22 protein-coding genes are annotated in these 25,563 nt (G+C 46.5%); 5 read left to right on the forward strand and 17 right to left on the reverse strand.

What is annotated here, in order from left to right:
* Nucleotides 1–205 precede the first annotated feature (205 nt).
* The 6 genes from QUB12_RS19765 to QUB12_RS19790 form a co-directional block, all read right to left on the reverse strand.
* Nucleotides 206–727: a YqeG family HAD IIIA-type phosphatase gene (locus QUB12_RS19765; RefSeq protein ID WP_333138675.1), complete on the reverse strand. Its 522-nt coding sequence runs from the start codon at nucleotides 725–727 to the stop codon at nucleotides 206–208.
* A gap of 149 nt (nucleotides 728–876) precedes the next feature.
* Nucleotides 877–2,001, reverse strand: coding sequence for an endolytic transglycosylase MltG (gene mltG / locus QUB12_RS19770; RefSeq protein ID WP_333138676.1), 1,125 nt, complete (start codon nucleotides 1,999–2,001; stop codon nucleotides 877–879).
* Between the two features lie 247 nt (nucleotides 2,002–2,248).
* Complete coding sequence (locus QUB12_RS19775) at nucleotides 2,249–2,827, reverse strand: DUF3727 domain-containing protein (RefSeq protein ID WP_333051560.1); 579 nt, start codon at nucleotides 2,825–2,827, stop codon at nucleotides 2,249–2,251.
* Between the two features lie 313 nt (nucleotides 2,828–3,140).
* Nucleotides 3,141–3,602, reverse strand: a complete 462-nt coding sequence (ruvX, locus tag QUB12_RS19780) for a Holliday junction resolvase RuvX (protein WP_333138679.1) — start codon at nucleotides 3,600–3,602, stop codon at nucleotides 3,141–3,143.
* A gap of 560 nt (nucleotides 3,603–4,162) precedes the next feature.
* Entirely contained in the window at nucleotides 4,163–5,494 is a 1,332-nt protein-coding gene (locus QUB12_RS19785) for a GNAT family N-acetyltransferase (protein WP_333138680.1), read from the reverse strand.
* 191 nt (nucleotides 5,495–5,685) lie between these two features.
* Nucleotides 5,686–6,867, reverse strand: coding sequence for a F420-0:Gamma-glutamyl ligase (locus tag QUB12_RS19790; RefSeq protein WP_333138682.1), 1,182 nt, complete (start codon nucleotides 6,865–6,867; stop codon nucleotides 5,686–5,688).
* An 850-nt stretch (nucleotides 6,868–7,717) separates the two neighbouring features.
* Here QUB12_RS19790 and QUB12_RS19795 point away from each other — a divergent pair.
* Nucleotides 7,718–8,989: a hypothetical protein gene (locus QUB12_RS19795; RefSeq protein WP_333138684.1), complete on the forward strand. Its 1,272-nt coding sequence runs from the start codon at nucleotides 7,718–7,720 to the stop codon at nucleotides 8,987–8,989.
* A gap of 291 nt (nucleotides 8,990–9,280) precedes the next feature.
* Here QUB12_RS19795 and QUB12_RS19800 read toward each other — a convergent pair whose 3' ends face one another.
* Nucleotides 9,281–10,024, reverse strand: coding sequence for an SIMPL domain-containing protein (locus tag QUB12_RS19800; RefSeq protein ID WP_333138686.1), 744 nt, complete (start codon nucleotides 10,022–10,024; stop codon nucleotides 9,281–9,283).
* A gap of 146 nt (nucleotides 10,025–10,170) precedes the next feature.
* Between QUB12_RS19800 and QUB12_RS19805 the strand changes: the two genes are divergently transcribed.
* The 3 genes from QUB12_RS19805 to QUB12_RS19815 all read left to right on the forward strand — a co-directional run bounded on the left by QUB12_RS19805 (nucleotide 10,171) and on the right by QUB12_RS19815 (nucleotide 14,219).
* Nucleotides 10,171–10,554 carry a YkvA family protein gene (locus tag QUB12_RS19805; protein WP_333138688.1) on the forward strand — a complete coding sequence of 128 codons (384 nt, stop codon included), beginning with the start codon at nucleotides 10,171–10,173 and terminating at the stop codon, nucleotides 10,552–10,554.
* Between the two features lie 517 nt (nucleotides 10,555–11,071).
* Entirely contained in the window at nucleotides 11,072–13,420 is a 2,349-nt protein-coding gene (pcrA, locus tag QUB12_RS19810; protein WP_333138690.1) for a DNA helicase PcrA, read from the forward strand.
* Between the two features lie 193 nt (nucleotides 13,421–13,613).
* On the forward strand, nucleotides 13,614–14,219 hold the full coding sequence (locus QUB12_RS19815) for a hypothetical protein (protein ID WP_333138692.1): 606 nt from the start codon (nucleotides 13,614–13,616) through the stop codon (nucleotides 14,217–14,219).
* A gap of 451 nt (nucleotides 14,220–14,670) precedes the next feature.
* Here the strand turns inward: QUB12_RS19815 and QUB12_RS19820 are convergent, their stop codons facing one another.
* The 10 genes from QUB12_RS19820 to QUB12_RS19865 all read right to left on the reverse strand — a co-directional run bounded on the left by QUB12_RS19820 (nucleotide 14,671) and on the right by QUB12_RS19865 (nucleotide 24,747).
* The gene (locus QUB12_RS19820; RefSeq protein ID WP_015174854.1) at nucleotides 14,671–14,871 is read right to left on the reverse strand and encodes a hypothetical protein; all 201 of its coding nucleotides are present in this window, start codon (nucleotides 14,869–14,871) and stop codon (nucleotides 14,671–14,673) included.
* Nucleotides 14,868–15,212: a hypothetical protein gene (locus QUB12_RS19825; RefSeq protein WP_333138694.1), complete on the reverse strand. Its 345-nt coding sequence runs from the start codon at nucleotides 15,210–15,212 to the stop codon at nucleotides 14,868–14,870. The genes QUB12_RS19820 and QUB12_RS19825 overlap by 4 nt, the downstream gene beginning before the upstream one ends.
* 105 nt (nucleotides 15,213–15,317) lie before the next feature.
* Nucleotides 15,318–16,682, reverse strand: coding sequence for an FGGY-family carbohydrate kinase (locus tag QUB12_RS19830; RefSeq protein WP_333308091.1), 1,365 nt, complete (start codon nucleotides 16,680–16,682; stop codon nucleotides 15,318–15,320).
* A 271-nt stretch (nucleotides 16,683–16,953) separates the two neighbouring features.
* The gene (locus QUB12_RS19835; RefSeq protein ID WP_333308092.1) at nucleotides 16,954–17,163 is read right to left on the reverse strand and encodes a type II toxin-antitoxin system HicB family antitoxin; all 210 of its coding nucleotides are present in this window, start codon (nucleotides 17,161–17,163) and stop codon (nucleotides 16,954–16,956) included.
* Nucleotides 17,163–17,417, reverse strand: a complete 255-nt coding sequence (locus tag QUB12_RS19840; protein WP_333308094.1) for a type II toxin-antitoxin system HicA family toxin — start codon at nucleotides 17,415–17,417, stop codon at nucleotides 17,163–17,165. Before QUB12_RS19840 ends, QUB12_RS19835 begins: the two co-directional genes overlap by 1 nt.
* Nucleotides 17,418–17,515: 98 nt before the next feature.
* Complete coding sequence (locus QUB12_RS19845) at nucleotides 17,516–18,928, reverse strand: serine/threonine-protein kinase (protein WP_333308095.1); 1,413 nt, start codon at nucleotides 18,926–18,928, stop codon at nucleotides 17,516–17,518.
* Nucleotides 18,929–19,336: 408 nt separating this feature from the next.
* Complete coding sequence (gene ilvB, locus QUB12_RS19850) at nucleotides 19,337–21,172, reverse strand: biosynthetic-type acetolactate synthase large subunit (RefSeq protein ID WP_333308097.1); 1,836 nt, start codon at nucleotides 21,170–21,172, stop codon at nucleotides 19,337–19,339.
* A 267-nt stretch (nucleotides 21,173–21,439) separates the two neighbouring features.
* The gene (locus tag QUB12_RS19855) at nucleotides 21,440–22,309 is read right to left on the reverse strand and encodes a hypothetical protein (protein WP_333138703.1); all 870 of its coding nucleotides are present in this window, start codon (nucleotides 22,307–22,309) and stop codon (nucleotides 21,440–21,442) included.
* Between the two features lie 2 nt (nucleotides 22,310–22,311).
* Nucleotides 22,312–23,382: an ATP-binding protein gene (locus QUB12_RS19860; protein WP_333138705.1), complete on the reverse strand. Its 1,071-nt coding sequence runs from the start codon at nucleotides 23,380–23,382 to the stop codon at nucleotides 22,312–22,314.
* 66 nt (nucleotides 23,383–23,448) lie between these two features.
* A complete protein-coding gene (locus QUB12_RS19865) occupies nucleotides 23,449–24,747 on the reverse strand; it encodes an MFS transporter (RefSeq protein WP_333138707.1) in 1,299 nt (432 codons plus the stop codon).
* 353 nt (nucleotides 24,748–25,100) lie between these two features.
* Between QUB12_RS19865 and QUB12_RS19870 the strand changes: the two genes are divergently transcribed.
* Nucleotides 25,101–25,439, forward strand: a complete 339-nt coding sequence (locus tag QUB12_RS19870; protein WP_006633346.1) for a P-II family nitrogen regulator — start codon at nucleotides 25,101–25,103, stop codon at nucleotides 25,437–25,439.
* Nucleotides 25,440–25,563 lie beyond the last annotated feature (124 nt).

Genomic DNA, 25,563 nt, shown 5'->3' on the forward strand with positions numbered 1-25,563 from the left:
ACTGTTGACTGTTGACTGTTGACTGTTGACTGTTGACTGTTGACTGTTGACTGTTGACTGTTGACTGTTGACTGTTGTCTGTTGACTGTTGACTGTTGACTGTTGACTGTTGACTGTTGTCTGTTGCCATTAGTTACCAATTCCCAATTCCTAATTACTAATTCCCCATGCCCCATGCCCCATGCCCAATTCCCGATGCCCAATTTTAATCTTTAATTTTCAGAGAAGCCCCCAAAGCTTGAGAAACCCAAACTTCAAAAGAGCGCACCGGATACTTACGAAGCGCATACCCAGCATCAACCATTGGTTCCACTAAAATAGTGAACATACCCAAACGATTGCCTGCTAAAACATCAGTAAAAAGTCGATCGCCCACCATCGCCACCTGTTCCACCGGCAAATTCATCGCCGTCACAGCTTTTCGCAACTTGCGGCGGGACGGCTTAGCCGCACCCGTGATGTATGGTAGATTCAAAGAATCAGCAATTCGACCGATCCGATTTTCACTTAAATTGTTGCTTGCCAACCATAGCGATACCACGGGTCTAATTTCTTGTACCCACAAGCTGAGTTCAGGAGAAGCATTCATTGCCGTAATGGGAACGAGAGTTTCGTCCACATCCAACACTAATCCTTTAATCTGATGTTTCTCCAGAATATCAGCCGTTAACTTCATGACTGAATCGCCTAGAACTAAGTCAGGCTGTAGTAATTTACCCCAAGTCATAATGATTTTAGATTTTAGATTTTAGATTTTAGATTGAGAAATAAGAAATTGGGAGTTAAAGATTGAAAAAGTAAAAAATCAAAAGTGAATAATTATTGCTTTTCCTTTGTTACTTTTGACTTTTTACTTTTTTATTAGTCATTGCCCATCTATTGACCCGATCGCACTTTTTGGTCAACTTGAGCCACAGCAGCATTATGTTCGGCCAGAGTGCGACTGAAAATGTGAGTGCCGTCGTACCGCGCCATGAAATACAGATATTCTGTATTTTCCGGAGTCAGAGTCGCTTCCAGACTGGCGATTCCCGGAGATGCGATCGGAGTTGGGGGTAGTCCTGGATTTATATAAGTATTGTAAGGAGAAGGCGTTTCTACTTGCTTAAAAGTCAGAGGCTTTTCCTTAGTTTGCCTGATACCGAGAGCGTATTCAACTGTCGGGTCAGAACCCAACGCCATTCCCTTTTTCAGACGGTTGTTGAACACTCCAGAAATGCGGTTCCGCTCGGAAGCAACCACAGCTTCTTTTTCTACAATACTGGCCAAAGTTACCCATTCTTTGAGAGAGAGCTTTGTATTATTCTGATTTTTTTGATATACCGGCAAAGCTGTCTGCTCGAAACGGGTGAGCATTTGTGCTATCGCAGCTTGAGGAGTAATTCTATCGCCGTCTAGCTGATAAGTATCCGGGTACAAAAAACCTTCCAAATGAGGCAATCCGCTCGGCAGCCAAGGGTATTGAGCGTAAGGAATTTGACTCGCGGCCGCCATAAACTCCTTAGCCGGGAAAAAACCTTGCGCTTCAAAATAAGCGCTCATTTGTTGCAGCGACCATCCTTCTGGAATCGTGAAACTCTGCTGTACGACTTCGCCCTTCCAAATTTTGTCAGCAACTGCACTCAGAGGCTGAGTCGGCGACAGTTGGTAAGTTCCCGCTTGAAAACCTCCCTCGCGGTTTTGCAGAGTCAGCCAGCGGGCCCACATATTCCATGCCGAGCTCGATCGAATCAACCCTGCGGCCTCTAAATCCCGGCCGATTTTTTGACTTGGAGTACCCTCCGGGATTTGGATCGAAACAGCAGCATCCTCTGCCGGATTGCCCGATGAGGATGTTATTTTAGGCGCCGCTGAAGCCCAGCTCCACCAAGCCCAGCCTTGCCAAGCGCAAACCCCCCAGATTACCGGCAGCAACGCCAGATAAAACAACCATTTAGAGACTTGCGGAGTACCTTTTCGGCTCTCGCGCGCGCTGCCTTTTGTCATTTGTTCTTTATTCATAGTCCGTTGTCCTGGATAAGCGGCGGGTAACTAGCGACTAATGACTGATGACCTGCGATTGATGACCGAAAAGTTACGAATACAAGCCCTTTAAAAGACCCAATTCACGCGGCCCAATTCAAAAGCCCGATCGCGAAGGCAGAAGCGGCCACCTCGAAAAAGTTCGATCGGGCGAGCAGTTTACTTTTTTATAAAATAGTAAAAATTTCTGCTTTTTGCCATCAGGGCTTGTGCCTGCAATTAATATCTAATCAAGCTCATCAAAGAACTGGTCTTCCAGCATAGGTAACATCGGTTCCAGCCTTTGGAACTCTTCTTCCGAAAGCAATTCTGGCTTACCGTCGTCATCCATTCTAGCCAAGATAAAGAACGGGTCTAGAGGCGTATAAATCGCATATTCCTGTTCTTCGTGGTAGAAACTGGTCAGCCACATCAGTTCCTCGAACTCCGACTCCTCATCGGGATCGACATCAGATGCCATATCCTCTTCGGGAAATTCCGGCAATTCGCCAACCACAGTCAGCGTCACCGCTGTGCGTCGGAGCGTCAAGTTCTGCTCTTGCAGGACAACTTTAGCAGTCTCAAAAATTTTGTCAATTTCGGTCTCGTCTTCTACAGGAATTGCTGCTTCGTCCGTCTCGTCTCCCTGCCAAGTAAAAATTTCTACGGGTGAGTCAATTGGAAGCAGCAAAGCATATTCTTGACCTTCTAGGTTCATAGAATATTCTATGTTGCAAGTTAGCGATCGCCCAACTTCATCCGTCAAGGTGACGGACTCTTCGTTGGAATTGCCATTCTCTTTTTTGCGGTATGGGGATGAGGACATCGCGTGTATCTTAGTTTTCCGTCAATAATTCAGTAACATTGGCTTGACAATTGGGAATTTTCGTGGCGATATTCTGGCTAAGTGGGCGATCGCCAGTCCACAAGCTTAAACCGCGAGACTCGCGGCCTTTTCCACAGGCGAGGAGTGCAGCGTTTAAATCTCAGTCGAGTCAGCAAGCGACACTGAGGACAAATCACGATTTTGTGCTTCTTCAGTACCGAGGGTACAGCAGAATTTTCTCCAGTTTGTCAAGGGTTACAGGTGTGCGTAGCAAACTTGCACAACCAGGATATCACGCCTTTGTTACCAGCTATCAAGGATTGGGAAGGGCGGAGATATTTTGCCTCCGCTCGTCTAGCCACTGCTGCAAAATCAGGGCTGCTGCTTTGCGATCGATCGCACCCTTATTATTTTGCGACGGCGAAATCCCTGAAGCTTTCATCAATTCCTCTGCCTCAACCGAAGTCAGGCGCTCGTCCACGTATTCTAGGGGGAGCTCTAAGGCGGAGGCGATGCGATTCGCATATTTCTGCACCTGTCGGGCTTGAGCACCCAATTCTCCGCTCAGGGAGTAGGGCAAGCCTGCAACCAAAATTTGCACTCTCCGCTCTCGCACGATCTCTCGGAGATAAGCTACGTCTCGATCGAAGGACGATCGTACCAGTGTTGTAATGCCCGTAGCTATTAAACCGGTGCCGTCACACCCGGCGATGCCGACTCGTTTGAGGCCGATATCTAATCCCAGTGCTGAAATCCATAATTTATCGTTGGACATTATCAATCAATCAATTTTAGATTTTAGATTTTAGATTTTAGATTTTAGATTTACTTTTTTTTGCGGAAATAATCTTATTTAACGAACCGCGAAGACGCTAAGGACGCGAAGGAATAACAGAAGAAAGTAAGAACAAAATAGGTAATCTTAAGTTGATACAGCATATTCGGTGGTTCATGAAGTACAGTATCCGCCTTAATTGTTGGTACATTGTTATGTAGGGTGCGTCGCTGCTCATGTTTAATGAAACTTGCAGATTGACTGGTGGCGACGCACCTTACTTACGACAAGATTGTGTGTACCGCATAAGCTGTTCGGCATTTAAAGGACTTGCGTAAGGTGCGTCAGCATCTAAGGTTTTCCGTTTCAGCGTAAGGGTTCGCGAATGACGCACCCTACTAGCCTCGTTACTGGTTTAAATGCTCCACAGCTTATACATGGAATATGCTGTATCAATCAAAAGCAGAAGGGAGATTTTGGGATGATGATAGAAAAAAATGAATTTCTTGGATGATTCATTTTCTTTTTTTCTGCCTTCTACCTTCTACCTTCTGCTTTCACTAAGAATTAACTTCTCCCGGCCCGCCGCCGTCTAGAGGCAATTCGGGCAATTTTAGAGGCAAAATGCTGCTGCTATCTGTTGCCGATGATTCGGAATTTTGGAAGTTCAAGGGGTTAACTTGATTGGTTTGGCTGTTTCCTGAATCAGTCAAGAGCGGTTTGATCTCGGAGGATGCGGGCCCTGCTGCTGCTTCCCCAGCCATTGGGCCGAGCCAGGACATCCGGCCCGGTACGGGTTTGCGAGTTGGCTGGAAGCTTTGCAGCATTTCTGATAGCTGGAGTCCTTCGAGAGAGACTAACTTGGACTCGCGCAATTTGTGCCACACCGATCGAGACATCAGCAAACTGTGTTCCAGGCGCACTGCTCCAAATTGCTCTAAATAAGCTTCCCGTTCCGGCTGATAGTCAGCGGAAGCCAGTTGCAGGCTTTGAACCGGGAAATCTTGAACCAGCCGCGCCATCTGGGACAGCAGTTCTGGGTAAAGCCAAGTGTAGGCCGGGTGTACAGTCAACTGGGCGACGTGCGGTTGCTGGCCGTTGCGGGATAGCTGCACCTGAAAATAGCCGATCGCGGCTTTGCGCTGCGGTTCAAACACGTAGCCGCTGACTACCTCGGTTTTGCCCAGCCACTGTCTGACACCTTCGACTAAAGCGCCGAAAAAACTGGTTTTGAAATCTTGAATGTGGCGATCGAATACTTGGCGCACCAGCGGCGGCATAGACGCGGTATCCAGTTGGTATAGCAACTGAGCGTCTGCGTTGCTCACCGGCAGCAGGTTGGGCAAATCTGGCGTCGAGGAAGCCATTTCTTGCAGGCGTTCTGGGGCGATCGTCCAGTAAGTCATCTGGGCCAAAGGCTGAAACCCGTTTTGCCGATACAAAGCCAAGGAAGTTTTGTCGCCGACATTCACTTCCAGCAGCCACGTCCGCGCCTCCCAGACTGCCTCAAAGCAGTACCGCAGCAGCATGGAACCAATTCCTTTGCTGCGGGCTTCCGGGTCTACTCCTATGCGATCGATCCGCCAAGTGCTGCGGGTGCGGTTGAAAGGAGAAATCTGAATTATCCCCTTAACGCTCCCCTCTTCTTCGGCAACGTGGGCCCGGAACAGGGACTGACAAGGGTTGGGAAACAAGCTAAAAATCTTTAGTAGTCCGTACCAGCGACGAATCTGCTGCAACTTTCTACCTAGTACCACGTCGCAGCTTGCGCCCTTGCGGTTTTCTGGCTCTTCGGCTGTTTCCGCGCACAGTTGTTCCATCACCTCGATGTCGCGATACTGAAACGGGCGAATCACAACCTGGTTTTGGTTTTGGGAGGGAAATGAAGTCATAGCATAAAAGTGGAGAATGGAAATTTAAAAATAAAAATTCAGAAAGGGGAAGAGTTAGGGAAGTTTTGAGTTTTGAATGGGTAAATTTTGAGTTCAAAACTTATAACTTTTGATTCTTCTCCCTTTCTTGCGCGATCGAAAATTAAAAATTTCAAATCATCTTTTTGAATTTTTAATTTTCTGTTTTCAACTCAAGATTTTTGTGGCAGAGGTCGAATTAAAACGACCGGTGTTCGCTCGTCAGCATTCCCGGCGGGGTTGCTTCGCAAGGCTTGCTCTAAGAATGTTACCGATAAATCGGAGGTCGCTGCTAATATCTTAACTGCTTTCAAGTCATTAGCGTCTACGATCGCCGCCGCAAGTCCGGTTTCTCGTTGAATTTCTTCTACAACTTGCTGGGGATTGTCCGGGCCTAGGACAATAAATTGGTCGAAGGGAGGCAAAGTCCCGGTAACGTCGTCAATCAGTCTGGCTTGTTCCCCTGCAAGTTGGTAAAAGACTCCCGGTTTACCGAATATTTTAGCCACAGCGCCGATCGCAAATGCCGCGACTACCCGCCAAGGCCCAACTACATCCACCAACGTCTGCATTCCGCAAGCAGTGGCCAAACTCGACATCGGCAAGAAAAACAAGCACACTCGCTTTGCCGCCCATCCGGGTGTGACTTCGCTGGGATGGCGATAGCGTCCCTGCATCAAAGCTAGGGGAGTTTCTGCCAGGGCGACTATATCGCCTTTCTGGGCGCGCGGCAGCACGTACCGCTTGACAATTTCGACGGGATTGTCCAATTCCGCCAGTATGTGAGTGCGAATCGGCAAGACTTCTGCAACTCCGACATTTCTGGCGATGGGTACGGTTTCCGAGTTGGGAAATTGCAGCGGGACTACTACGTTACGGACTTTCGGGATGCGGCCGCCCGGGCCGTAGGTGACGTAATGTATTTGCACCCAAGCTGACTGCAATTTGGTTAAATCTTGCCCTTGAATGTCTACAGAAACTTTAATTTTTGTGTTTTTTTGGGCTTTAACAATATAGCCGAACCAGTAATCGTCTGCTCTGGCTGCTGCGTCTTTGTGGCAAGGAATCACCTTTGTCTCGGAGGTAACGCCATCCAAACTTCCGTCTGACAGCAGTTTTACCTGTGCCCGCACTTCCGGCAACATAATCTCAAACCGCTGTGTCAGGTTGCGGAACTCCATTTCCCCGACTAAAAGATAACGGTTGGGTTCCGAGATGGCTAAGTGCCATTCTCCGGCTGTTAGTTCTAGTTTATTTGCACTCCCAGTCCGGCGATAGTTCAACTCTAGGCCCAATCCGCCCAATGCTAGCAGCGAACCGGCTGCTGCGATTCCTGTTGCTAAAGTCTCAATCACTCTAATTACCGCCCATAATAATTTCTGTTTACTTTAGTCGATCTCTGTCACTTCGATCGACGATCCGGTAGTAATTGAAGTTTTGGGGGTTGTTGGGGGCGATCGAACTTATGCCCAATTACACGTAAGTGCGAGATCCTTTGGCAGCTAAAGCGGTCAAGTTGCTGTTCAAAGAGCTCGATCGTGAGTTAGATCACTCCAAAATCTGGCGTTGCTTAATCAGGGTATGAAAAAAATAAGTTGAAAATTACGAAGCTTTGTGGATACTGGTTTCTCTGACTTGCATATTTAGCCTTTCCTACCCTCACTCAACAAGGTCTACAAAACAAATCAGTTAATTCAATCATTTATGATGATATTATTGGCAAAAATAAATATGTTATTTATCCTTTTTAAATATTAACCTATAAGTGAAAATCAACTTTTTGCTCCAATAGTTAATAAGCATTTACACCTGTAATTATCATTAATATTTAATAAACATTGCTTAGTTTTAGATATAAATAGTTAATCTCTTAACAACTCTGTATACATGAGTTATTTTCGCCCGTTGTCTGTCCATCGTCCGTTGTCTATCCATCGCTCGTTGTCTGTCCATCGTCAAAATATCTCAAATGGGTTCAAAAGAACCGCTATTGACAGGATATTCCTTTATATCTTGCCCTTTTTGTCAAGTACGATTTATACCAAATTAGATGAGCTTACCCTGCGAGCCGCTACCGCGCTAGCGGTCAGTACCTTTAAAAATCTACTTCTTAAGTAACAGTCCAAATCTAGTTCTTAGGCAGTAGATTTTATTAGAAGTAAATAGTTAGTCTAGTGAATGTAGTAGTAATACCCAAGCATATCCATGACTGATAACAAGCCGCCTTTTAACCAGCCTGAAGCCAATCGTGACTCCCAGGAAAAGAATGTTGACAATAGCGAGAACCAGCAGCTTCAGGCTCAGACTAACGAAAATGCAGAATCAACGGAAGATCAATCATCAGGCTCAGGCCTTGGTGCGAGGATAGCTGGAGCAGCAGTCGGTGGTATACTCGGTGCTCGCTCTGGAGGCATTATTGGTGCTGTAGCAGGCTCAGTTGCTGGCGCTATGATTGGTAAAGGTACTGCTGATACGGTTAACCGTGCTGTAGATAATTTAGGGGATGCAGCACACGCTGTAGCAGACGGTATTACACACACTGTAGAAGAGCTAGGGACAGTAGTAAAGGAAACTGCTGAGGAAGTTAGACCATCTATCAAAGCTACAGCAGAAGCAGTCAAGGAGACTGTTGAGGAAACTAAGCCTTCGATTAAAGGTATAGCCGAATCTGTCAATGAGACAGTTAGGGAAGCCAAGCCTTCTGTAGTAGATGCAGTCAAGAGTGCATCCGAGGAAGTCAAACCTACGATTAGAGAAGTAAAAGATTCAGTCAAGCAGACAGTCGAAGGTATCAAGCCTTCTGTACAAAGTGCAGCGGACTCTATTAAGAGCACTGCCGATGAAATTAAACCTTCTGCCAAAGCTGTAGCTCAGGAAATTGAGGGCGCAACTAAGGATCTGAGATCGACTGTAAAAGATACAGCGAAAGCAGTTGAGCCCTCTATAAAAAGCGCAGCCGAATCGCTTCAGTCATCAGGCAAGAGTGTAGCTGAATCAATCAAGTCATCTGCTCAAAGCGCTGCCGAATCTGCTAAAGGTGCAGCGCAGGATGTTAAGTCATCTGCCCAAAATGCAGCCGAATCTGCTAAAGGTGCAGCGCAGGATGTTAAGCAGGATGTTAAGTCATCTGCCCAAAATGCAGTCGAATCTGCTAAAGGTGCAGCGCAGGATGTTAAGCAGGATGTTAAGTCATCTGCCCCATATGCAACCCCATCTCCTCAAGGTGCAGCGCATGATTTTAAATCATCGGCCCAAAATGCAGCCGAATCTGCTAAACCTCCAGTGCCTGATTTTAGGTCCTCGGCCCAAAATGCAACCCCATCTGCTAAACCTGCAGCGCAGGATTTTAAGTCATCTGCCCAATATCTAGCCGAATCCGACGCAGAGGAAAATAAGGATAGCGATATTCACATCTCCGGCAATCCTGAACTCAAGGACAAAGTGGTCATTCATGACAAGAGAATCATTAAGGAGTAGGTAAAGTAAGGACTTAACTCCAGCTTGTTAAAGCTAGCACTAAGAGAGTTTAACAGAGAGTGGATCTGAGAAAAGATTCCACTCTTTTCTGTGTATGAGAAATGCGATCGCCTAGGCTTTAACAGAGAGTCTATTTATTGAGGAACTATCCCCCTGAAGAAGGAGAGATTCCGTTTCTAGACTACTGGCAGAAGTGGTTAAAACGGCTAAAGTTTTTTGTAGAAAAAGCTGCTTGATAAATCGAGAAATAGTTAGGGTCAAGCTGAGGTGGCCAGTTCAACCCCTAACTATTTAATATCCAAATTGTAAAGTCACAGAAGCTTCTACTTGCTGTTCGCCTCCCACCACAGGTGTTGTAATAATATCAGCACCAGCAGGGCGAGAAGCAGCAAACTGCCGGTACATAGGAGGCGGCGCGCTAGCACCGTTGACTTGAATGCCCAGAATCTCTCCCCGCTTCAGGTTGAGGGCGCTAAAGACTGCATCCGCTTGCGCTTGAGCATCTTGAGTTGCTTTTTTGATTGCTTGTTTTCGAGCAGATTCGATCGCACTTTCGGCGGCGGCAAAACTCACACCGTCGATGCGTGTGGCTCCGGCATTCACCGCATCGTCGAGCAAAGTGCCAGCAGATGCAGTATTAATCCGAAAACTGACGGTATTCGTCGCCGTATAGCCCGTCAAGCGCTGTTGGTTGTTTTCGTAGCTGTAAGTCGGACTGAGGGTGATGCCTGCAGTTTCTAGTTTTTCGACTTGGCGCGATCGCAGCAACTCTACCACAGCGGACGATCGTCTCGCCGCTTCCTGCTGCACCTGGGCCGCCGTTTTCCCCTGCACCTCAACCCCCAGCCGTACTTGTGTTTGAGTTGTAGGAATCGCTTCCACACCCCGCCCAGTAACAGTCAACGTTCTGATCCGCTGTTCTTGAGCAGCCGCCGGATCTAATCTCACGAAACTGACGAGAGTTAAGGTTAAACACAAGGCTGTTAGCAGACTACGGAAATTAATGCGATCGCCACGTTGCAAATTTGAACTCATAAACTTGATTCTCCTCACATACAACAGATGCTATACTTTACCTTCCCACTGAAAATGCTAAATATCCGGCTTGTTACATTTTTAGCAACTAAAAAAAGTATTAGTTATTAGTTATTAGTCATTAGTCATTAGTCATTAGTCATTATATGCAATCCTTAAAACAAGCTGCCCGCCGACTCAAAAAAGAGACTTACGCGGTTTATTTAGCCAGTACAGACCAGAGAGTACCTTGGTACGCCAGAATTTTAGCAGGGCTTACGGTGACCTACGCTTTTAGCCCGATCGACTTAATTCCTGACTTCATACCGGTTCTCGGCTACTTGGACGATTTGATAATTGTACCCTTGGGAATTTGGCTGGTACTGAAGATGATTCCGTCACAGGTTTTAGCCGAGTGTCGGGAAAAAGCAGCCGCAGAAATAGAGCGAGGAAAACCGATAAATAGGGCGGCCGCTGCTGTGATTATTGCCATCTGGATTGGCTTGGGAATATTAGCAGCAATGTGGCTGATACGAATATTTAAACGTTAGAATACCGGGCGGTTGAAACCGCGGCTATACAGACAAAACCCGCCTCCGCGGGTTAAAGAATATGCGGTGAAAATTATGTTTTACGCTATTCTCTTAAGTCCGCGGAGGCGGACATCGTTTGTGTAGACGCGGTTTAAACCGCCGTCTGATCTGATATTATATTGTAGTAGGGCGAGCGCACTGCATCTGCTGTAATTATTGCCATCTGGATTGGCTTGAGAATATTAGCAGCAATGTGGCTGATACGAATATTTAAACGTTAGAATACCGGGCGGTTGAAACCGGGGCTATACAGACAAAACCCGCCTCCGCGGGTTAAAGAATAGGCGGTGAAAATTATGTTTTACGCTATTCTCTTAAGTCCGCGGAGGCGGACATCGTTTGTGTAGACGCGGTTTAAACCGCCGTCTGATCTGATATTATATTGTAGGGCGAGCGCACCTTACCTTAAAAAAAATCGCGGTATTCCATACCAAGTATTATTTACCGCTTAAAAAATTAAACTAACTTTCTAGCTATGACTCAAACCACTGATTTCCTCAGCCACCTCAACCCATCTCAGCGCCAAGCAGTCGCCCATTATAACGGGCCGCTGTTAGTAGTAGCGGGCGCTGGTTCCGGCAAAACCAGAGCTCTAACTTACCGAGTTGCTAACTTAGTTCGCACCCATCGAGTTGATCCTGAAAATATTCTGGCGGTGACATTTACAAATAAAGCCGCCAGGGAGATGAAAGAAAGAATTGAGAAATTGCTGGCAACTCAGCAAGCTGAAGCCGAATATGGCAAACCTTTGGTAGACTTAGCCCCGGATGTGCAGACGAAATTGCGATCGCAAATTTACCAGAGAATTACCAAACACATTTGGATGGGGACTTTTCACTCTTTGTGCGGTCGCATTCTCCGCTACGATATTGAGAAATATCAAGACGAAAAAGGCCGGCAGTGGAAGAAAAATTTTTCGATTTTTGACGATTCAGATGCTCAAGGTATCGTCAAACAAATTGTTACAAAAACTCTCAATCTGGACGATAAGAAATTTGATCCGCGAAAAGTCCGCTATGCCATCAGCAATGCTAAAAATAAAGGCTTGTCGCCTCAAGAATACCTAGCAGCAGAACCGGATTATCGAGGTCGTGTGATTGCCGATGTTTACAGTCGCTACCAAGACGCTTTAGCAGCCAACAATGCCCTAGATTTTGACGACTTAATCCTCGTTCCCGTTAAGCTTTTGAGCCAAAACGAGCAAGTATTAAGTTACTGGCATAAAAAGTTTTGCCATATTTTAGTTGACGAATACCAAGATACTAACCGCACTCAATACGATTTGATTCGGATGTTGGTGACAAATAACGCCGATCCTAAAAAATTCGATAAATGGCAAAACCGCTCGATTTTTGTCGTGGGCGATGTCGATCAATCAATTTACAGCTTTCGGATGGCAGATTATACCATATTGCTGGAATTTCAAGAGGATTTTGGAGATGGTTTGTCCGACGAGAAAACTCGGACAATGGTAAAATTAGAGGAAAATTATCGATCGCGCGAAAACATCCTGCAAGTCGCGAACCACTTGATCGAACACAATACCGAACGGATCGAAAAAATTCTGCGGCCGACTCGCGAACCGGGAGCTCCGATTGTTGTCTGGCGGGCAGACAACGAATTAGATGAAGCGGAATTTGTAGCAGGTCAAATTCATTCCTTAAAGCGCCAAAATTCCGAATACGAAAACGGCAGTAACTTTGCGATTCTCTACCGCACAAACGCTCAATCTCGATCCTTTGAAGAAGCGTTAATGCGTTTAGACATTCCTTACAATATTGTCGGTGGCCTGAAGTTTTACGATCGCAAAGAAATCAAAGATATCTTAGCATACCTGCGGGCGCTTGCCAATCCCGACGATAGCGTCAGCCTCAAACGCATCATCAATACTCCCCGTCGCGGCATTGGGGATACCACATTTTCCAAAATCGAAGACGCTGCAACTCAATTGGGCATTCCGTTGTGGGAAATCCTCAGCGATGAATCTTCTGTCAATACTCTCGCAGGGCGATCGGCAAAAGCTATTATTAAGTTTGCCGAAATGATTGGTCGCTGGCAATCGCAAGTTGAAACTCTGCCGGCTTCGCAAATTGTCCAAGGAATTATCCAAGATTCAGGCTACATTGAAGATTTGAAAAATCAAGGAACCGAGGAAGCCGAAAATCGCATAGAAAACGTCAGAGAATTGTACAATGCTGTGCTGCAATTTGAAGAACAAAACGAAGAACCGACGCTGACATCATTTTTAGCAAAAGCATCTTTAGCATCCGATTTAGATGACTTGCAGGAAGAAGATTCCCGCGTGTCGCTGATGACGCTGCACTCAGCAAAAGGGTTAGAATTTCCCGTGGTATTTCTAGTCGGAATGGAACAGGGTTTATTTCCCAATTTCCGCAGTTTAGACGACCCGAAAGCGATCGAAGAAGAACGCCGTTTGTGCTACGTCGGCATCACTCGTGCCCAGGAATTGCTATTTCTCACCCACACTCGCGAACGTCGCCTTTGGGGAGGTTTCCGGGAACACTGCACCCCTTCGCTATTCTTAGGGGAATTGCCCACACATTTGCTGGCTGGAAGTGCGAAGAAAACTAAAGCAGGGAAAACGGCTGCATCTAAGGGAAAAACTAATAATTCAGCAGCTAATTCCGGCAGTTCTCCATCAGCAGAGTGGAAAACGGGGGAACGAGTTTTTCATCATGCTTTTGGAGTAGGAGAAATTACCCATGTTTTGGGAGTGGGCGATAAAACTAATCTGGCAATTAAGTTTACAGGTTTGGGCCGCAAAATTATTGATCCGAGAACGGCGAAGTTGCAGCGAGTTTAATAGAAAATCCGGCGGTTGAAACCGCGTCTCTACAGGCACAACCCGCCGACGCGGGTTTCCGAGGGGGCGGTAAAAATGGCGGTAAAAATTACGTTTTTATCTTTAGTCCGCGGAGGCGGACATCGTTTGTGTAGACGCGGTTTCAACCGCCGTCTTATCTAAGTAAAAAGCAGAAATAAAAACATAAACTCTTATGCCTTACAGTCAATTTACAACGATCGGCAAAGTTAAAGAAGCCTTCAATCTCACAGCAGTCGAAGGAATCAGATTTCTGCCGGAAATCGAGCCGATCGCACCCGCAACAGCCTTGCAGACCATGCTGGAGACAAATTTGCCTTGGGCGATCGCTACTAGCACAGAAAAAGCCCGTTCTGAAGCTATTATCAACCCTGTATTGCTGGAAGTTCGCAGGATTCTGAACCAACAAATCAGCGTGTTTTCGGGTGAAGAATTTAATGTCGATGCTGCTGTTGGACTTACAGGAGTTTGCGATTTTCTCATCAGCCGTTCCCCCGAACAATTAGACATTGAAGCCCCAGCAATTGTGATGGTGGAAGCTAAAAAAGGAGATTTGAAAGTAGGTTTGGGTCAATGTATTGCTGAAATGGTGGCGGCCCAGAGGTTTAATGAAGCGAAAGGGATCTCGATATCAGCCATCTACGGCAGCGTTTCCAGCGGCACAGCTTGGCGGTTTCTCAAGCTGGAAGGGCAAATAGTGACGATCGATCTTACCGACTATCCGCTACCTCCCGTAGATAAAATATTGGGATTTTTAGTCTGGATGGTGCGCCAAAATTAGCATATCAAATCCGGGTTGAAAATTCCCGATCGGAGTCGGCGGTTAAAACCGTTACTACACAACCTTGCCTCCGAACAGAGGGGACTCAAAAGAAATGATTCAAGACTCTCCCGTAGGGAATCGCCCCTCGATCGATCTTATCTCACATCTTGCACCATTCTCAAGAACAGGCTTTTCGGCCTGTTCCACAAGAAAATTCACTCTTTGTGGAACAGGCCGAAAAGCCTGTTCATAAAAGACTTATTAACAATAATGCAACATCGCAAAATGCCTGTTCCACAAGAAAATTCACTCTTTGTGGAACAGGCCGAAAAGCCTGTTCATAAAAGACTTATTAACAATAATGCAACATCGCAAAATGCCTGTTCCACAAGAAAATTCACTCTTTGTGGAACAGGCCGAAAAGCCTGTTCATAAAAGACTTATTAACAATGATGCAACATCTCATATCTTATTCGACTACCTGAGATTCCACACGCCTGTATTTACCCGCCAAACGTTCTCGACGCTGGCGGCGGTTGTCAGCTTCAAATATGGCGATTAATTCATCCAGGTTTAGAGTCAAAGCGTCAAGCTGTTGGCAGACTTCACGCATCTTTTCAACGTGTCGCTTTCTGGTTTCAGCGTCGGGGATTCTAGGTTGTTGATTCATGGCAAATTCCAATCCATTTTGATTTCTCGGATAGTTGCTTCTGAGGCATCGACAGCCGCCTCTGTTTGTTCTATCGTTCTATACAGAAAGTTTAACGTATCCGCAGTCGCAGCGGGTTGAGATTCTGCTACCTGCTGCAAAAGCCTGTACAAACGATTGTAAGGGTTTCTCAACCTTTCCTTAACATTATCCAGGGATTCTAGTTCGGGGAGTGTCGCTTCTGTCTCGCCAAACTGCTGCATTAAAATGTATTCTGTAGCGGTTGTCTCGTTGAGGAGTTCCACTAGCCGCCGCTGCAATGTGAAAATTGTGTTCAGGATGTCATCAGGTAGCTTTGCCATTGTCCTTAATTTTTAGGGATAACAACTTAACACAATATATTAGAATGTTTACTTCCTCTCATTTTAGTTTTAATCGATAGCGATATCAGTCCAAATTTACTACCTTTAAATTTGCATTCCATGCTTCGCCAATAACGCACTTCCATAAGCAGCCGCAGTATGAATTGGCGTTACTACAGGCACTTTTAAATAACGCTTTCTAATCGCAGTCCAAACCGCATTTTTTGCACCGCCGCCAGCAGTATAAACTTTTGTCAAAGGAGTTGCACCCAATTCTTGCAATAATTGATATCCCCGCGCTTCAATCCGCGCTATGCTTTCTAGCAAACCGTGCAGAAATTCCACTGAATCAGTGGGACGCGGTTCGAGTCGGGGCGGCAAATTCGGGTCATTAATCGGAAAGCGATCGCCCTTTTTCAACAATGGGTAATAATCCAGCAAACTCTCTTGTTCTGGATCAATTTGTGTGCTATAATTGTCCAACTCAACATCAGTAAAAAAATGCCGCAGCACTGCACCTCCGGTATTAGAAGCACCTCCAACCAACCACAAATCGCCTGCCAGGGCGGGCACGGGGGCACCGCCCCTACAAAAGGGGGGGAAACGATGACTGTAAATCCCGTATCTAGAATCATCTACGCGGGTATGACTTAACAGTTTGACTGCTAGTGTAGAACCGAGAGAAGTTACTGCTTCCCCTGGTAAATTGACACCGCTTGCTAAAAATGCTGCAATGCTATCGGTTGTACCAGCACAAATCATACAATCGCGGGGAAAACCAAAGCGATCGCGCACTTGAGCTCTCACTTCCCCCACAGGCGTGCCCGGTGCGACAACTTGTGGCAATTCAGGAGTTGCAGCGCCCGCAATTCCCTCTATCAGCCAATTCGGATAGCACAAAGTATCAACATCGAAACCGAGTTTCAAAGCATTGTGATAGTCGCTAATGCCTAATTTCCCGTGCAGCAGAAAGGCCAGCCAGTCAGCTTGATGCAGGAAAACCGTAGGGGCGGTGCCCCCGTGCCCGCCCTCCTGCCACCAGCCGTGCCCGCCCTCCTGCCACCAGCCGTGCCCGCCCTCCTGCCACCACAGGAGTTTGGCCAGACTGGATGTAGCGCTCAATACTGTGTGGTTATCCGGCGCGATCGCCCGCAACCTCTCTGTCACCGCTGCACCGCGCGCATCATTGTATAAAATCGGCTCGCATACGGGTATACCGTTGGTATCGCACAGCATGACAGTGGAAGATGTGCCGTCAAGGGCGATCGCCCTTACCTGATTGCGGATTGTTGGGGGAATTTGCTCGATCGAATCCCACAGCGCATTTTGCCACACCGAGGGCAATTCAGGCTGTTGTTGCCCGTTGTTGGCAAAAGTATATTCAGTCTCACAATGTATTGTACCCTGGGAGTCTATGACAGTCGATCGCGCGCCCGTGGTGCCGAAATCTATTCCCAAATAAAGGTTCATTTGCCACTCCCGCGAATTTTCCTATTTTGAGTAAACCACAAACTTTATTGGATTTTCATACTTATTTCTGATATTATATCGGGTCAATTACTCTTAATAAAAAATGTTTGTAGTGAAGACTTTAGTCCTCGGATTTTGTCAGGACTAAAGTCCTCACTGCGAACTACAAAATGTTTGTAGTGGGGACTTTTGTCCTCGGATTTATTGCGCTGCTTGTTTTGCGCCTAAATCAGCTTCTATTTGTGCTTAATTTATGAAATATTTTGCCCTACTACCGTGCTTCTACATAGTCACATATCGTAGTTGGTTCGGGAATCGGTAAACCTTCTTCTCGCAATCCTTCTAAGTGAAATTCGATCGCTTCTTTAATTTTCTGCTGTACTTCCGCAAGGGTAGCGCCTGTGGCTGCACATCCGGGTAAATCTGGTGGATATGCTGAATAATTATTGGGTGTTTTTTCAATCACAATGGCATAACGCATTAGTTGAGATCCTCATCTTTATGATTGGTTTCGACTTCGTTAGGTTCTTCTTGCTCTTTGACTTCTCTCAAGAGAGCTTGTTTGAGAATATTATTGGATGTACCAGGAGCCAAATCGTCAGAGAGTTTACCGGGAACTGTAACTAAACCGGATTTGCTAGGATGTTTGTACTGGCGGTGACTCCCTCGTGTTCTAGCGAGATACCAACCGTCTGCCTCTAGTTGTTTAATGATATCTCTGACTTTTGTTGGCATTTATTATTAATGTAACTAGCAGGTACTGAAATGACGAAAAACCTATAACTTCGTAGAAAAAAGTCCTTAAAAAAATGCTTAACAAAGGGCTGAAATCGCTATAGATTACAGCTTACAGCTCTCGATGCGAGAGCAGAACCATAACGCCACTTCACACCCAAACCCCGGAACCCACCCCACCACCCACACAGTTGCCTAGGGAGATGGCCCTCTGGTGCTTGCAGATTAAAGGTTAAATCATCGTACTCCAACCAATCTTTCCTCCCCTTTTTCCTCTTTCGCCAACCGACGCGATCGCCTAGCTTGCATTCAGTATCCCAATCAACTTTGCCGCCCACTTCCAACCAAATTTTTTTCTGGACGCTAAAACCAAAGCGACCCTGACTATATTTTACCCACAATTGGTCGATCGTCCGCAAATCATCGCCAGGAAAATTATCAATTGAACCCGTATCAAAATAATCTTCCTTCTCCCGTCTCGCAGCTTTCAGCATTACCTTTATTGTTTCCTGATCCGCCTCTTTCCACTTTCCTGCTGCTAATAAATCCCGCAGACGAGTATAGTCAACACCCCGCGCTGATGTAAGCGAGTCTGGTGGCGTTGCTGGTGGAGGTGTTTGAGCTGATAATTGAGGTGATTGAGAAGCAAGAGCCTGCAAAACTTCAGTAGCAGATTGATAACGTTTTTTAATAGCAGGTTGTATCATTTTATCTAAAATCTGACCCAGTTCCGAACTGACAGATGTTTTTAAGTGTTCTCGCCACACCCACTCAAACTCGCTATCATCGAATAAATCAATCGGTTCAACCTCAGTTAACAGACACAGACAAGTCACACCCAGACTATAAATATCACTCGCATGAATCGGTTTACCGTTGGCTTGTTCTGGTGCCATATATCCAGCCGTCCCGATTCTCGTTCCCGTTAGCCCTAGAGCCGTTTGTGTCGCATATTTCGCGGCTCCAAAGTCAACTAAAACCAGTTGCCCATCTTGTCTGAGAATAATATTTTCTGGCTTGATATCTCGGTGAATTACTTGGCGGGAATGAATGAACTCAAATACTGGCAATAAATTATTAAGCAAGTCGCGAATCTGGGTTTCGCTAAAATATCCCTTAGATTCTAGTGCTTCGGCTAAATTTTCACCGTCGATGAATTCTTGGACTAAATACTGCCGTCCATCTTGACTAAAATATGCTAATAAGTCGGGAATTTGAGAATGTTTACCCAACTGTTCTAGGCGTACTGCTTCAAGCTCAAATAACTCAGCAGCTTTCTGGATACTAGAAGGGTCTTGAAATTGCGGGTAAAATTGTTTAATAACACAGGGAGGTTTAGATGGTTTATACTCGTCAACGGCTAAAAAAGTGCGCCCAAATCCCCCTTGTCCAATAATTTTTTGGGCTCCGTAGCGATCGCCCAATAGCAGTTTATTCCCACATTTTTGACAGAATTTTGTATAGCCAGACGGGTTTTGGAATAGGCAATCAGGGTTTAGACACTGGCTCATAAAATATGCTTAGAGATTACACATTAAAGCTCTCGATGCGATGCCAGCGGAGATGGTTTTCAATGTGAAACAGCAGAGCCTGGTAAAGAGACGGCATTGCCGATATGTGTCAACTTAAGTCTGAAACCTTTGATATCTCTCGCTTTTATCCGAGGCCAGATCCCCCTAAATCCCCCTTAATAAGGGGGACTTTGAGAGCGCTTGTCTCTCTCGCTTTTATCCGAGGCCAGATCCCCCTAAATCCCCCTTAATAAGGGGAGTAGGGGTTGACTTTGAGAGCGCTCCGGTTCCCCCCTTCTTAAGGGGGGCTAGGGGGGATCTGGCCTCGACGATAAACAGCAGTCCATGACTACGTTTGACCTTAAGTTGAGACTAATAGGCACTGCCTAAGTCCCCACTCAAAACTCGTTAAACTTTTGTCCCGCACTCAGGACAAAACTTATTGGTCGAAACATTCTTCGCGCCGCAACTCGGACAATAAATCAACTCCGCAGATTGCAACTTGCTACGATCGGGCAAACCAACCATTTGAGCGTTGCTCTTACCTGGAACTACCATCGGATAGCAGTTTTCATCCCTCGTCACCTTGACGTTCATCAGCACCGGGCCGTCGTGAGCGAGCATTTGAGCGATCGCATCTTTGAGTTCCTCCGGTTGCGAAACCAGCATCCCCTTCACGCCATAAGCTTCAGCCAGCATCACAAAATCCGGCATCCCCACAGTCATATTCGACGAGGAATAACGCTCCCCGTAGAACGCCTGCTGCCACTGCCGCACCATTCCCTGCCAGCCGTTATTTACAATAACAATCTTGACATTAATGCCGTATTGTGTTAGTGTTCCCAGCTCTTGAATATTCATTTGCACGCTAGCATCGCCAGCAATACAAATCACTTGCTCATCGGGTAGGGCCATTTTCGCCCCCATCGCCGCTGGCACCCCGAAACCCATCGTTCCCAAACCAGCGCTAGAAATCCAGCGGCGCGGCCCGTTGTTCAAGAATTGAGCCGACCACATTTGATGTTGACCGACATCTGTTGTGTAGTAAGCATCCGGCGCTTGAGTAGCCAACTCGGAAATCACCTCTTGCGGAGCCAAAATGTCTGGGTAATGAGGCACAACTAACGGATAGTCCTGTTTCCAGCGATCGATCCTGTGCAGCCATTCTGCAGTCTGTCCGGTCTTCCCCGAAACTCCAGTTTCCCGACAGCGGCGCAGCAAATCGAGCAAAACTTGGCGGACATCTCCGACAATTGGCACATCAGGGCCGCGATTTTTGCCTACTTCCGCCGGATCGATATCGATGTGAATCACCTTAGCGCGGGCGGCAAACTCGTCTAATTTGCCGGTCACGCGATCGTCAAACCTCGCCCCCACAGCAATCAGCAAATCGCACTCGGTAACGGCAAAATTAGCGTAAGCAGTGCCGTGCATCCCCAACATTTTCACAGACAAAGGATGGTTTTCGTCAAAGGAACCTTTGCCCATCAGCGTTGTCGTGACCGGCAATTGGAAAAGTTCGGCGAGTTCCTTAATTTCCTCGTGGGCCCCCGCCGCGATCGCCCCGCCGCCCACATAAAGCAAAGGACGCTTTGCTTCCTGCAGCAAATAGATTGCTTGATTAATTTGCCGGGGATTTCCCTTCACCGTGGGCCTGTAGCCCGGAATTCTCACCGATCCGGGTTCCACGGGCAGATAGTCAAATTCTTCTAAACCCACATCCTTGGGCACGTCAATCAACACCGGCCCCGGCCTTCCTGTACTCGCGATGTGGAAAGCTTCTGCCACAATTCGCGCCATATCTCTGGGATCGCGCACTACATAGGAATGCTTGACAATTGGCAGGGTAATCCCGTAAATATCTGTTTCCTGAAACGCATCAGTGCCGATCGCCGGACGGGGCACCTGACCGGTAATAATTACCATCGGGATCGAATCCATGTGGGCCGTCGCAATCCCCGTTACCAAATTAGTGGCGCCGGGCCCGGAAGTAGCGAAACACACCCCAACTTTTCCGGTAGCGCGGGCGTATCCGTCAGCCGCGTGAGCCGCGCCTTGCTCGTGCCGCACCAGAATATGTTTGATAGCGCCAGTTTCTTCAGCGCGGTAGAGTTCGTCGTAAAGCGGCAGAATTGCGCCGCCGGGATAACCAAAAATATGCTTGACGCCGTGGCGGATCAAGCTGTCAATCAGAGCAAATCCACCAGTTGCACGTCTGATGGTCACTTTAGTTTTTAGTTGCACAGAATTTCCTTCCTTAAACTAATTATAATTTACGATTAATGCTTTCATTTTACTTCTTTCTCAATATTGAAGCTTTAAAAGTTGCAGTGTTGATATTTTTCTCAACACTTGAGAATAAGACATCGGCTAGGGGCATGGAAGTTTTAGAACCCGAGAGGGGGACAGGGGAGATTCCGATCGCGGGAGAACCCCATAGGGCTGAGCTGGAAATACGCTACCGTCACGCATCTAACCCGCATTCCGCATCCTCAACAGTCACATCGACAGTTATAGCTGCTCAATCTTACTTCGTAACTCCCTGAGATCGAGATGTCGATCGATGTCCAATTTATTGGCAGCCCAATTAAAAAAATTTTTTAGAGAGATATATTGAGATTCTTGCTTTTGCATTTGTTTTTGAATATCTTTCCCGTGAAACCAGATTACATACTGTTTCTGCGACCAAAATTCTGATTGACTAAATTGCTGGTGATAACTAGCTAGGCTTGCTTCAAATCCATCTAGTGTAACTGTTTCGACAGCTTGTCTAAATTGGTTAATTAGTCCTATAGCTTCAGTTCGACAATCTACTAGCGCTAAAGACGGGGGAAGCTGACCGCTACCATCAGTCCAAGTTGTCTTGAGCTGCGTTCTCGTTGAACTTGAGACCAACAGCTCGCCTAAAGCCCAGCGTACAGCTTGGTAGTCTTGCAAGCTCTTTGCAGCATTTTCAATCCATTGTGCAATCCTATCGATACCTGGAGAGTCTTTATGTGCCCATTTTGTATTGGGATAGTTCTGTTTCTCGATATATTTTTCTCGCCAATAATCATGAATCAAGTCAGGATCTAGGAAATAGTTCTCAATGCAAGCTCGATGCGTTAACCAAACGGATTGACTGCCTAATTGAATCAGTCCTACCTCTTCTGAAGGCTTGGCATCGAAGTCTCGATCTCGGAAAACGAGATATTTTGGACTGCCAATTTCTTGACGGGAAAAATAACCCTGTGCAAATAAAGAAAAGCTAAATTTACTGCCACAGGGGACAATTGTAGGCCGCTCTGCTGGTAGTGTTTCTAAAACCCGCTGCAGCAGTTGGGTATCCAAACTTCTTTGCTTTCCTTCGCAGAAAATAATTTTGCTACTGACAACACTCACAATTACACCTCTAGCCTGATAATGTGTGCTTCAGGCACTAATTGCTCCACATAATCAGAGTGGGTTGTAATTATAAACTGATTATTATTGCCTAGCTTAGTCAAGGATCTAAGGAATGCCTGCTGCATTGGTGGGTGGAGGTGCAATTCAATTTCATCAATCAAGATGAGCGAATTATGAATGTTCCAATTGGCAAAATCCATGAGGATGGGAAAGACAGCTCGTTCGCCTCCAGACATCTCAGAAATTTCATACTGATTTCTGCCGTCGTAAAGATAAAACCAAGGTTCGCTCAGGATATCATCTATATTCTCGCGCGGGACGGGGCCTTCAAAGCTGCGTTCGGGAAAAACTGCTTTGTAAGCTCGTTCAATTTCAGCATACAAGTCTTTTTGTCCCGGTCGCAGTTGCTGAATTCTACCTGTTTCGACATCTTGATGAAACTGCCGCCATTTTGATAGCCGATCGCGCAAAATATCCTCAGTAATTTCTTGTCGGCTTTCGGGATCTTCTGTCGTTAGGCTGGTTGCAGTTCTTTGCTCGGTGTACCAAAGAACGCTGCCAACTCGCTGAAACGCCTGAAAGCCTTCAGAACGAAGCAGTCGTTTAGCGTATTCTCGTCCTTTAAATTGAAATAATACAGCAGCCGTATCCGCTACGACTAGCTCAGATGGCGATCGCCATCTGAGTTTCACACTATGTTTTTGTGCCGGAGGAACTCTTAAATTGTGTCCCATCCCTTGTAATTTTTGGTAAAACTCTGCAACTGCTTGAAGTTCTTGGGAGGAAAACTGTACCTGTAAAGTGACTTCAGGTTGAAATTTTCCCCAGTTGTTTCCTAGCAATTCATAGTTAAATCCTGCCCATTCTAAGTCAGGGATTTTTTGTAATCGTCCGGTAGCCGTACCTAATGTTGCTGCGATCGCTTGTAAAAGACTTGTTTTGCCAGAGCCGTTCATGCCAATTAGAACAATCAGATTTCGTGCCAACCCAGTTTCTGGATCGGTGAAATCAAATACCGGAGGAGTCCGAAATTTCTTGAAATACTTTAGCTCAACAGATTGAACTTTCATTTGGGAAGTCTCTAAAGATCGTTGACTGATGACCAATAACTGATGACTGATGACTGTTGACTAAATTCAGAGAACATCCTGCAAGACTTTGCGAGTATGTTTCCAAGCTGCCATGCCCATCACCGAGACCAAAAAGCCCAAACTCAGCAACACGATCCGCAAGCCCTTGTCATTCGAGCCGACGGCTTGGCTGACAGCATCAGTCAGCGGGCCAGTAATCGCTAAAGGCAGGCTCAGAGCAATATTAATCGCATTGTTTTCAAATCCAAAGACTTTGCCCCGCATAGATTCGGGAGTTTTTTCTTGAATCAGAGCTTGCATCGGGCCGTTAATTAAGGAAGCACCAAAACCGAACAGAGCGCTCAATCCGAATCCCACCCATAACTGTCGAGTAAAGGCAAACATTGCTAATACAAAACCCATCATCAAGAAACCAATTAAAGGCAGAGGTTTGTGGTGCATTCGATGACCCCAGTGTCCCAAAAAGGCTGCGCCGAAGACCATTCCAATTCCCGCAGCAGCGAGCAAAAAGCCAAATTGAGTTTCTTTGAGACCTATTTTGCCTGAAAGCGCGATCGCCAGCACCTGAAGCGCCGCAAACACGGAATACAAAATCGTCAACTGCACCATCGCGTTGCTGACAAGGTGATTGTGTTTCAAATACCGCAAACCTTCCTTAAGGTCTTGCCAAGGATGGACGTTTTTGCCACTGCTGCCGGCATGAGCTTCTTTGATCCGCATGGTATAGATCAAACCTGCTGATATCAGGTACAACCCGCCGAGCAAAAACTCTTGAGAAGCTGATCCGAAGCTGTGTTTTACCCAACTAAACAGCGGTTCGCCGATCGTCATCCCGACAATAATCCCGCCCATTGTGGACGAGGCGAACAGCGCATTTGCCGACATCAGTCCCTCTCGCCCTACGGTCAGGGGGACGGCTGCCGCTTCTGCGGGAGCAAAAAATTGCGTTACGGTAGAGACCAAAAACGTCATCGTCAACAAAACGACAAAAGCTTTGGGCAAAAACGGCAAAGCTACAATCAACGCGGCTCGAATCACGTTGCAGGCAATCAGCATTTGCTTTTTAGAAAAGCGGTCTACGACGATACCGGCTGCGGAACCAAAGACGATCGCCGGCACCGTGTAGGCGATCATCACCGCTGACAGCATAGAATTTTCCGAATGTTGCCAAGAAACAGGCCAGGGTCGGTAGTCGCCTGTTTTCAGCAGAATAATCAGCAATACGTAAAAGATTTTATCCGCCACTTGGGCCAATAACTGGCCCGTCCACAAGGCGAGGAAGGGGCGATTTCTCAGTAGGGCATCAAGCCCGCTGCGGTCAGGGGGAGGGCTGGCTGGGTGCATAGGAATAGTTTAACTGACCGCCTCTGGCAATTATAGTTTTCAGCAATACGTGCAAATCTCACATAGCAAAGCGGAAACTCGGAAAACTCCTGTCTCCTAGGTTCTTTTTCTGTTTTAGCAGATCGGCGGGGGACGGCTGCTGCAGTCTTCTTAACTCTACCGCGATCGGCCGGAGCCGAGATCCCGCGCCCCCGGCAAATCCGAGAATATTGTTAAAGGTTGGCGTGCATTTCATCGCGAGTACAAGATAGGGTAATATACTTGACAAAATACTTGCTGTTGGCCGTGATCTTAAAAGATGTCACGCCGCTTAAGTAATATAACGAAGGTACTAACTGTTAGGAGTGAGAAACTTGAAAAAGGTTGAAGCTATTATTCGCCCCTTTAAACTAGACGAAGTGAAAATCGCACTCGTCAATGCTGGTATTGTGGGGATGACTGTTTCTGAAGTTAGAGGTTTTGGCCGTCAGAAGGGCATGACAGAACGCTATCGCGGTTCTGAGTACACCGTTGAGTTCTTGCAAAAGCTCAAGGTCGAGATTGTTGTGGAAAACGATCAGGTTGACATGGTGGTTGATAAAATTATCGCGGCTTCCCGCACGGGCGAGATTGGCGACGGCAAGATTTTCATCTCTCCTGTAGAACAAATTATTCGGATTCGGACTGGGGAAAAGAACTTGGAGGCAATCTAAGATACTGGGGCATTGGGCATTGGGCATTGGGCATTGGGCATTGGTAATTGGTCATCGGTAACTAATCATTGCCAACGAAAAACCTCTTTCCTGTTTAGTTTGGATACCTAAGTGTCAATATCCA

Source organism: Microcoleus sp. B7-D4 (assembly GCF_036705125.1).
Lineage (GTDB): Bacteria > Cyanobacteriota > Cyanobacteriia > Cyanobacteriales > Microcoleaceae > Microcoleus.

What these genes read in the sequence shown, in the direction of transcription:
- QUB12_RS19765 (WP_333138675.1), bottom strand. Translation starts at nt 727, where the DNA reads ATGACTTGGGGTAAATTACTACAGCCTGACTTAGTTCTAGGCGATTCA.
- mltG (WP_333138676.1), bottom strand. Translation starts at nt 2,001, where the DNA reads ATGAATAAAGAACAAATGACAAAAGGCAGCGCGCGCGAGAGCCGAAAA.
- QUB12_RS19775 (WP_333051560.1), bottom strand. Translation starts at nt 2,827, where the DNA reads ATGTCCTCATCCCCATACCGCAAAAAAGAGAATGGCAATTCCAACGAA.
- ruvX (WP_333138679.1), bottom strand. Translation starts at nt 3,602, where the DNA reads ATGTCCAACGATAAATTATGGATTTCAGCACTGGGATTAGATATCGGC.
- QUB12_RS19785 (WP_333138680.1), bottom strand. Translation starts at nt 5,494, where the DNA reads ATGACTTCATTTCCCTCCCAAAACCAAAACCAGGTTGTGATTCGCCCG.
- QUB12_RS19795 (WP_333138684.1), top strand. Translation starts at nt 7,718, where the DNA reads ATGACTGATAACAAGCCGCCTTTTAACCAGCCTGAAGCCAATCGTGAC.
- QUB12_RS19800 (WP_333138686.1), bottom strand. Translation starts at nt 10,024, where the DNA reads ATGAGTTCAAATTTGCAACGTGGCGATCGCATTAATTTCCGTAGTCTG.
- QUB12_RS19805 (WP_333138688.1), top strand. Translation starts at nt 10,171, where the DNA reads ATGCAATCCTTAAAACAAGCTGCCCGCCGACTCAAAAAAGAGACTTAC.
- pcrA (WP_333138690.1), top strand. Translation starts at nt 11,072, where the DNA reads ATGACTCAAACCACTGATTTCCTCAGCCACCTCAACCCATCTCAGCGC.
- QUB12_RS19815 (WP_333138692.1), top strand. Translation starts at nt 13,614, where the DNA reads ATGCCTTACAGTCAATTTACAACGATCGGCAAAGTTAAAGAAGCCTTC.
- QUB12_RS19820 (WP_015174854.1), bottom strand. Translation starts at nt 14,871, where the DNA reads ATGAATCAACAACCTAGAATCCCCGACGCTGAAACCAGAAAGCGACAC.
- QUB12_RS19825 (WP_333138694.1), bottom strand. Translation starts at nt 15,212, where the DNA reads ATGGCAAAGCTACCTGATGACATCCTGAACACAATTTTCACATTGCAG.
- QUB12_RS19830 (WP_333308091.1), bottom strand. Translation starts at nt 16,682, where the DNA reads ATGAACCTTTATTTGGGAATAGATTTCGGCACCACGGGCGCGCGATCG.
- QUB12_RS19835 (WP_333308092.1), bottom strand. Translation starts at nt 17,163, where the DNA reads ATGCGTTATGCCATTGTGATTGAAAAAACACCCAATAATTATTCAGCA.
- QUB12_RS19840 (WP_333308094.1), bottom strand. Translation starts at nt 17,417, where the DNA reads ATGCCAACAAAAGTCAGAGATATCATTAAACAACTAGAGGCAGACGGT.
- QUB12_RS19845 (WP_333308095.1), bottom strand. Translation starts at nt 18,928, where the DNA reads ATGAGCCAGTGTCTAAACCCTGATTGCCTATTCCAAAACCCGTCTGGC.
- QUB12_RS19860 (WP_333138705.1), bottom strand. Translation starts at nt 23,382, where the DNA reads ATGAAAGTTCAATCTGTTGAGCTAAAGTATTTCAAGAAATTTCGGACT.
- QUB12_RS19865 (WP_333138707.1), bottom strand. Translation starts at nt 24,747, where the DNA reads ATGCACCCAGCCAGCCCTCCCCCTGACCGCAGCGGGCTTGATGCCCTA.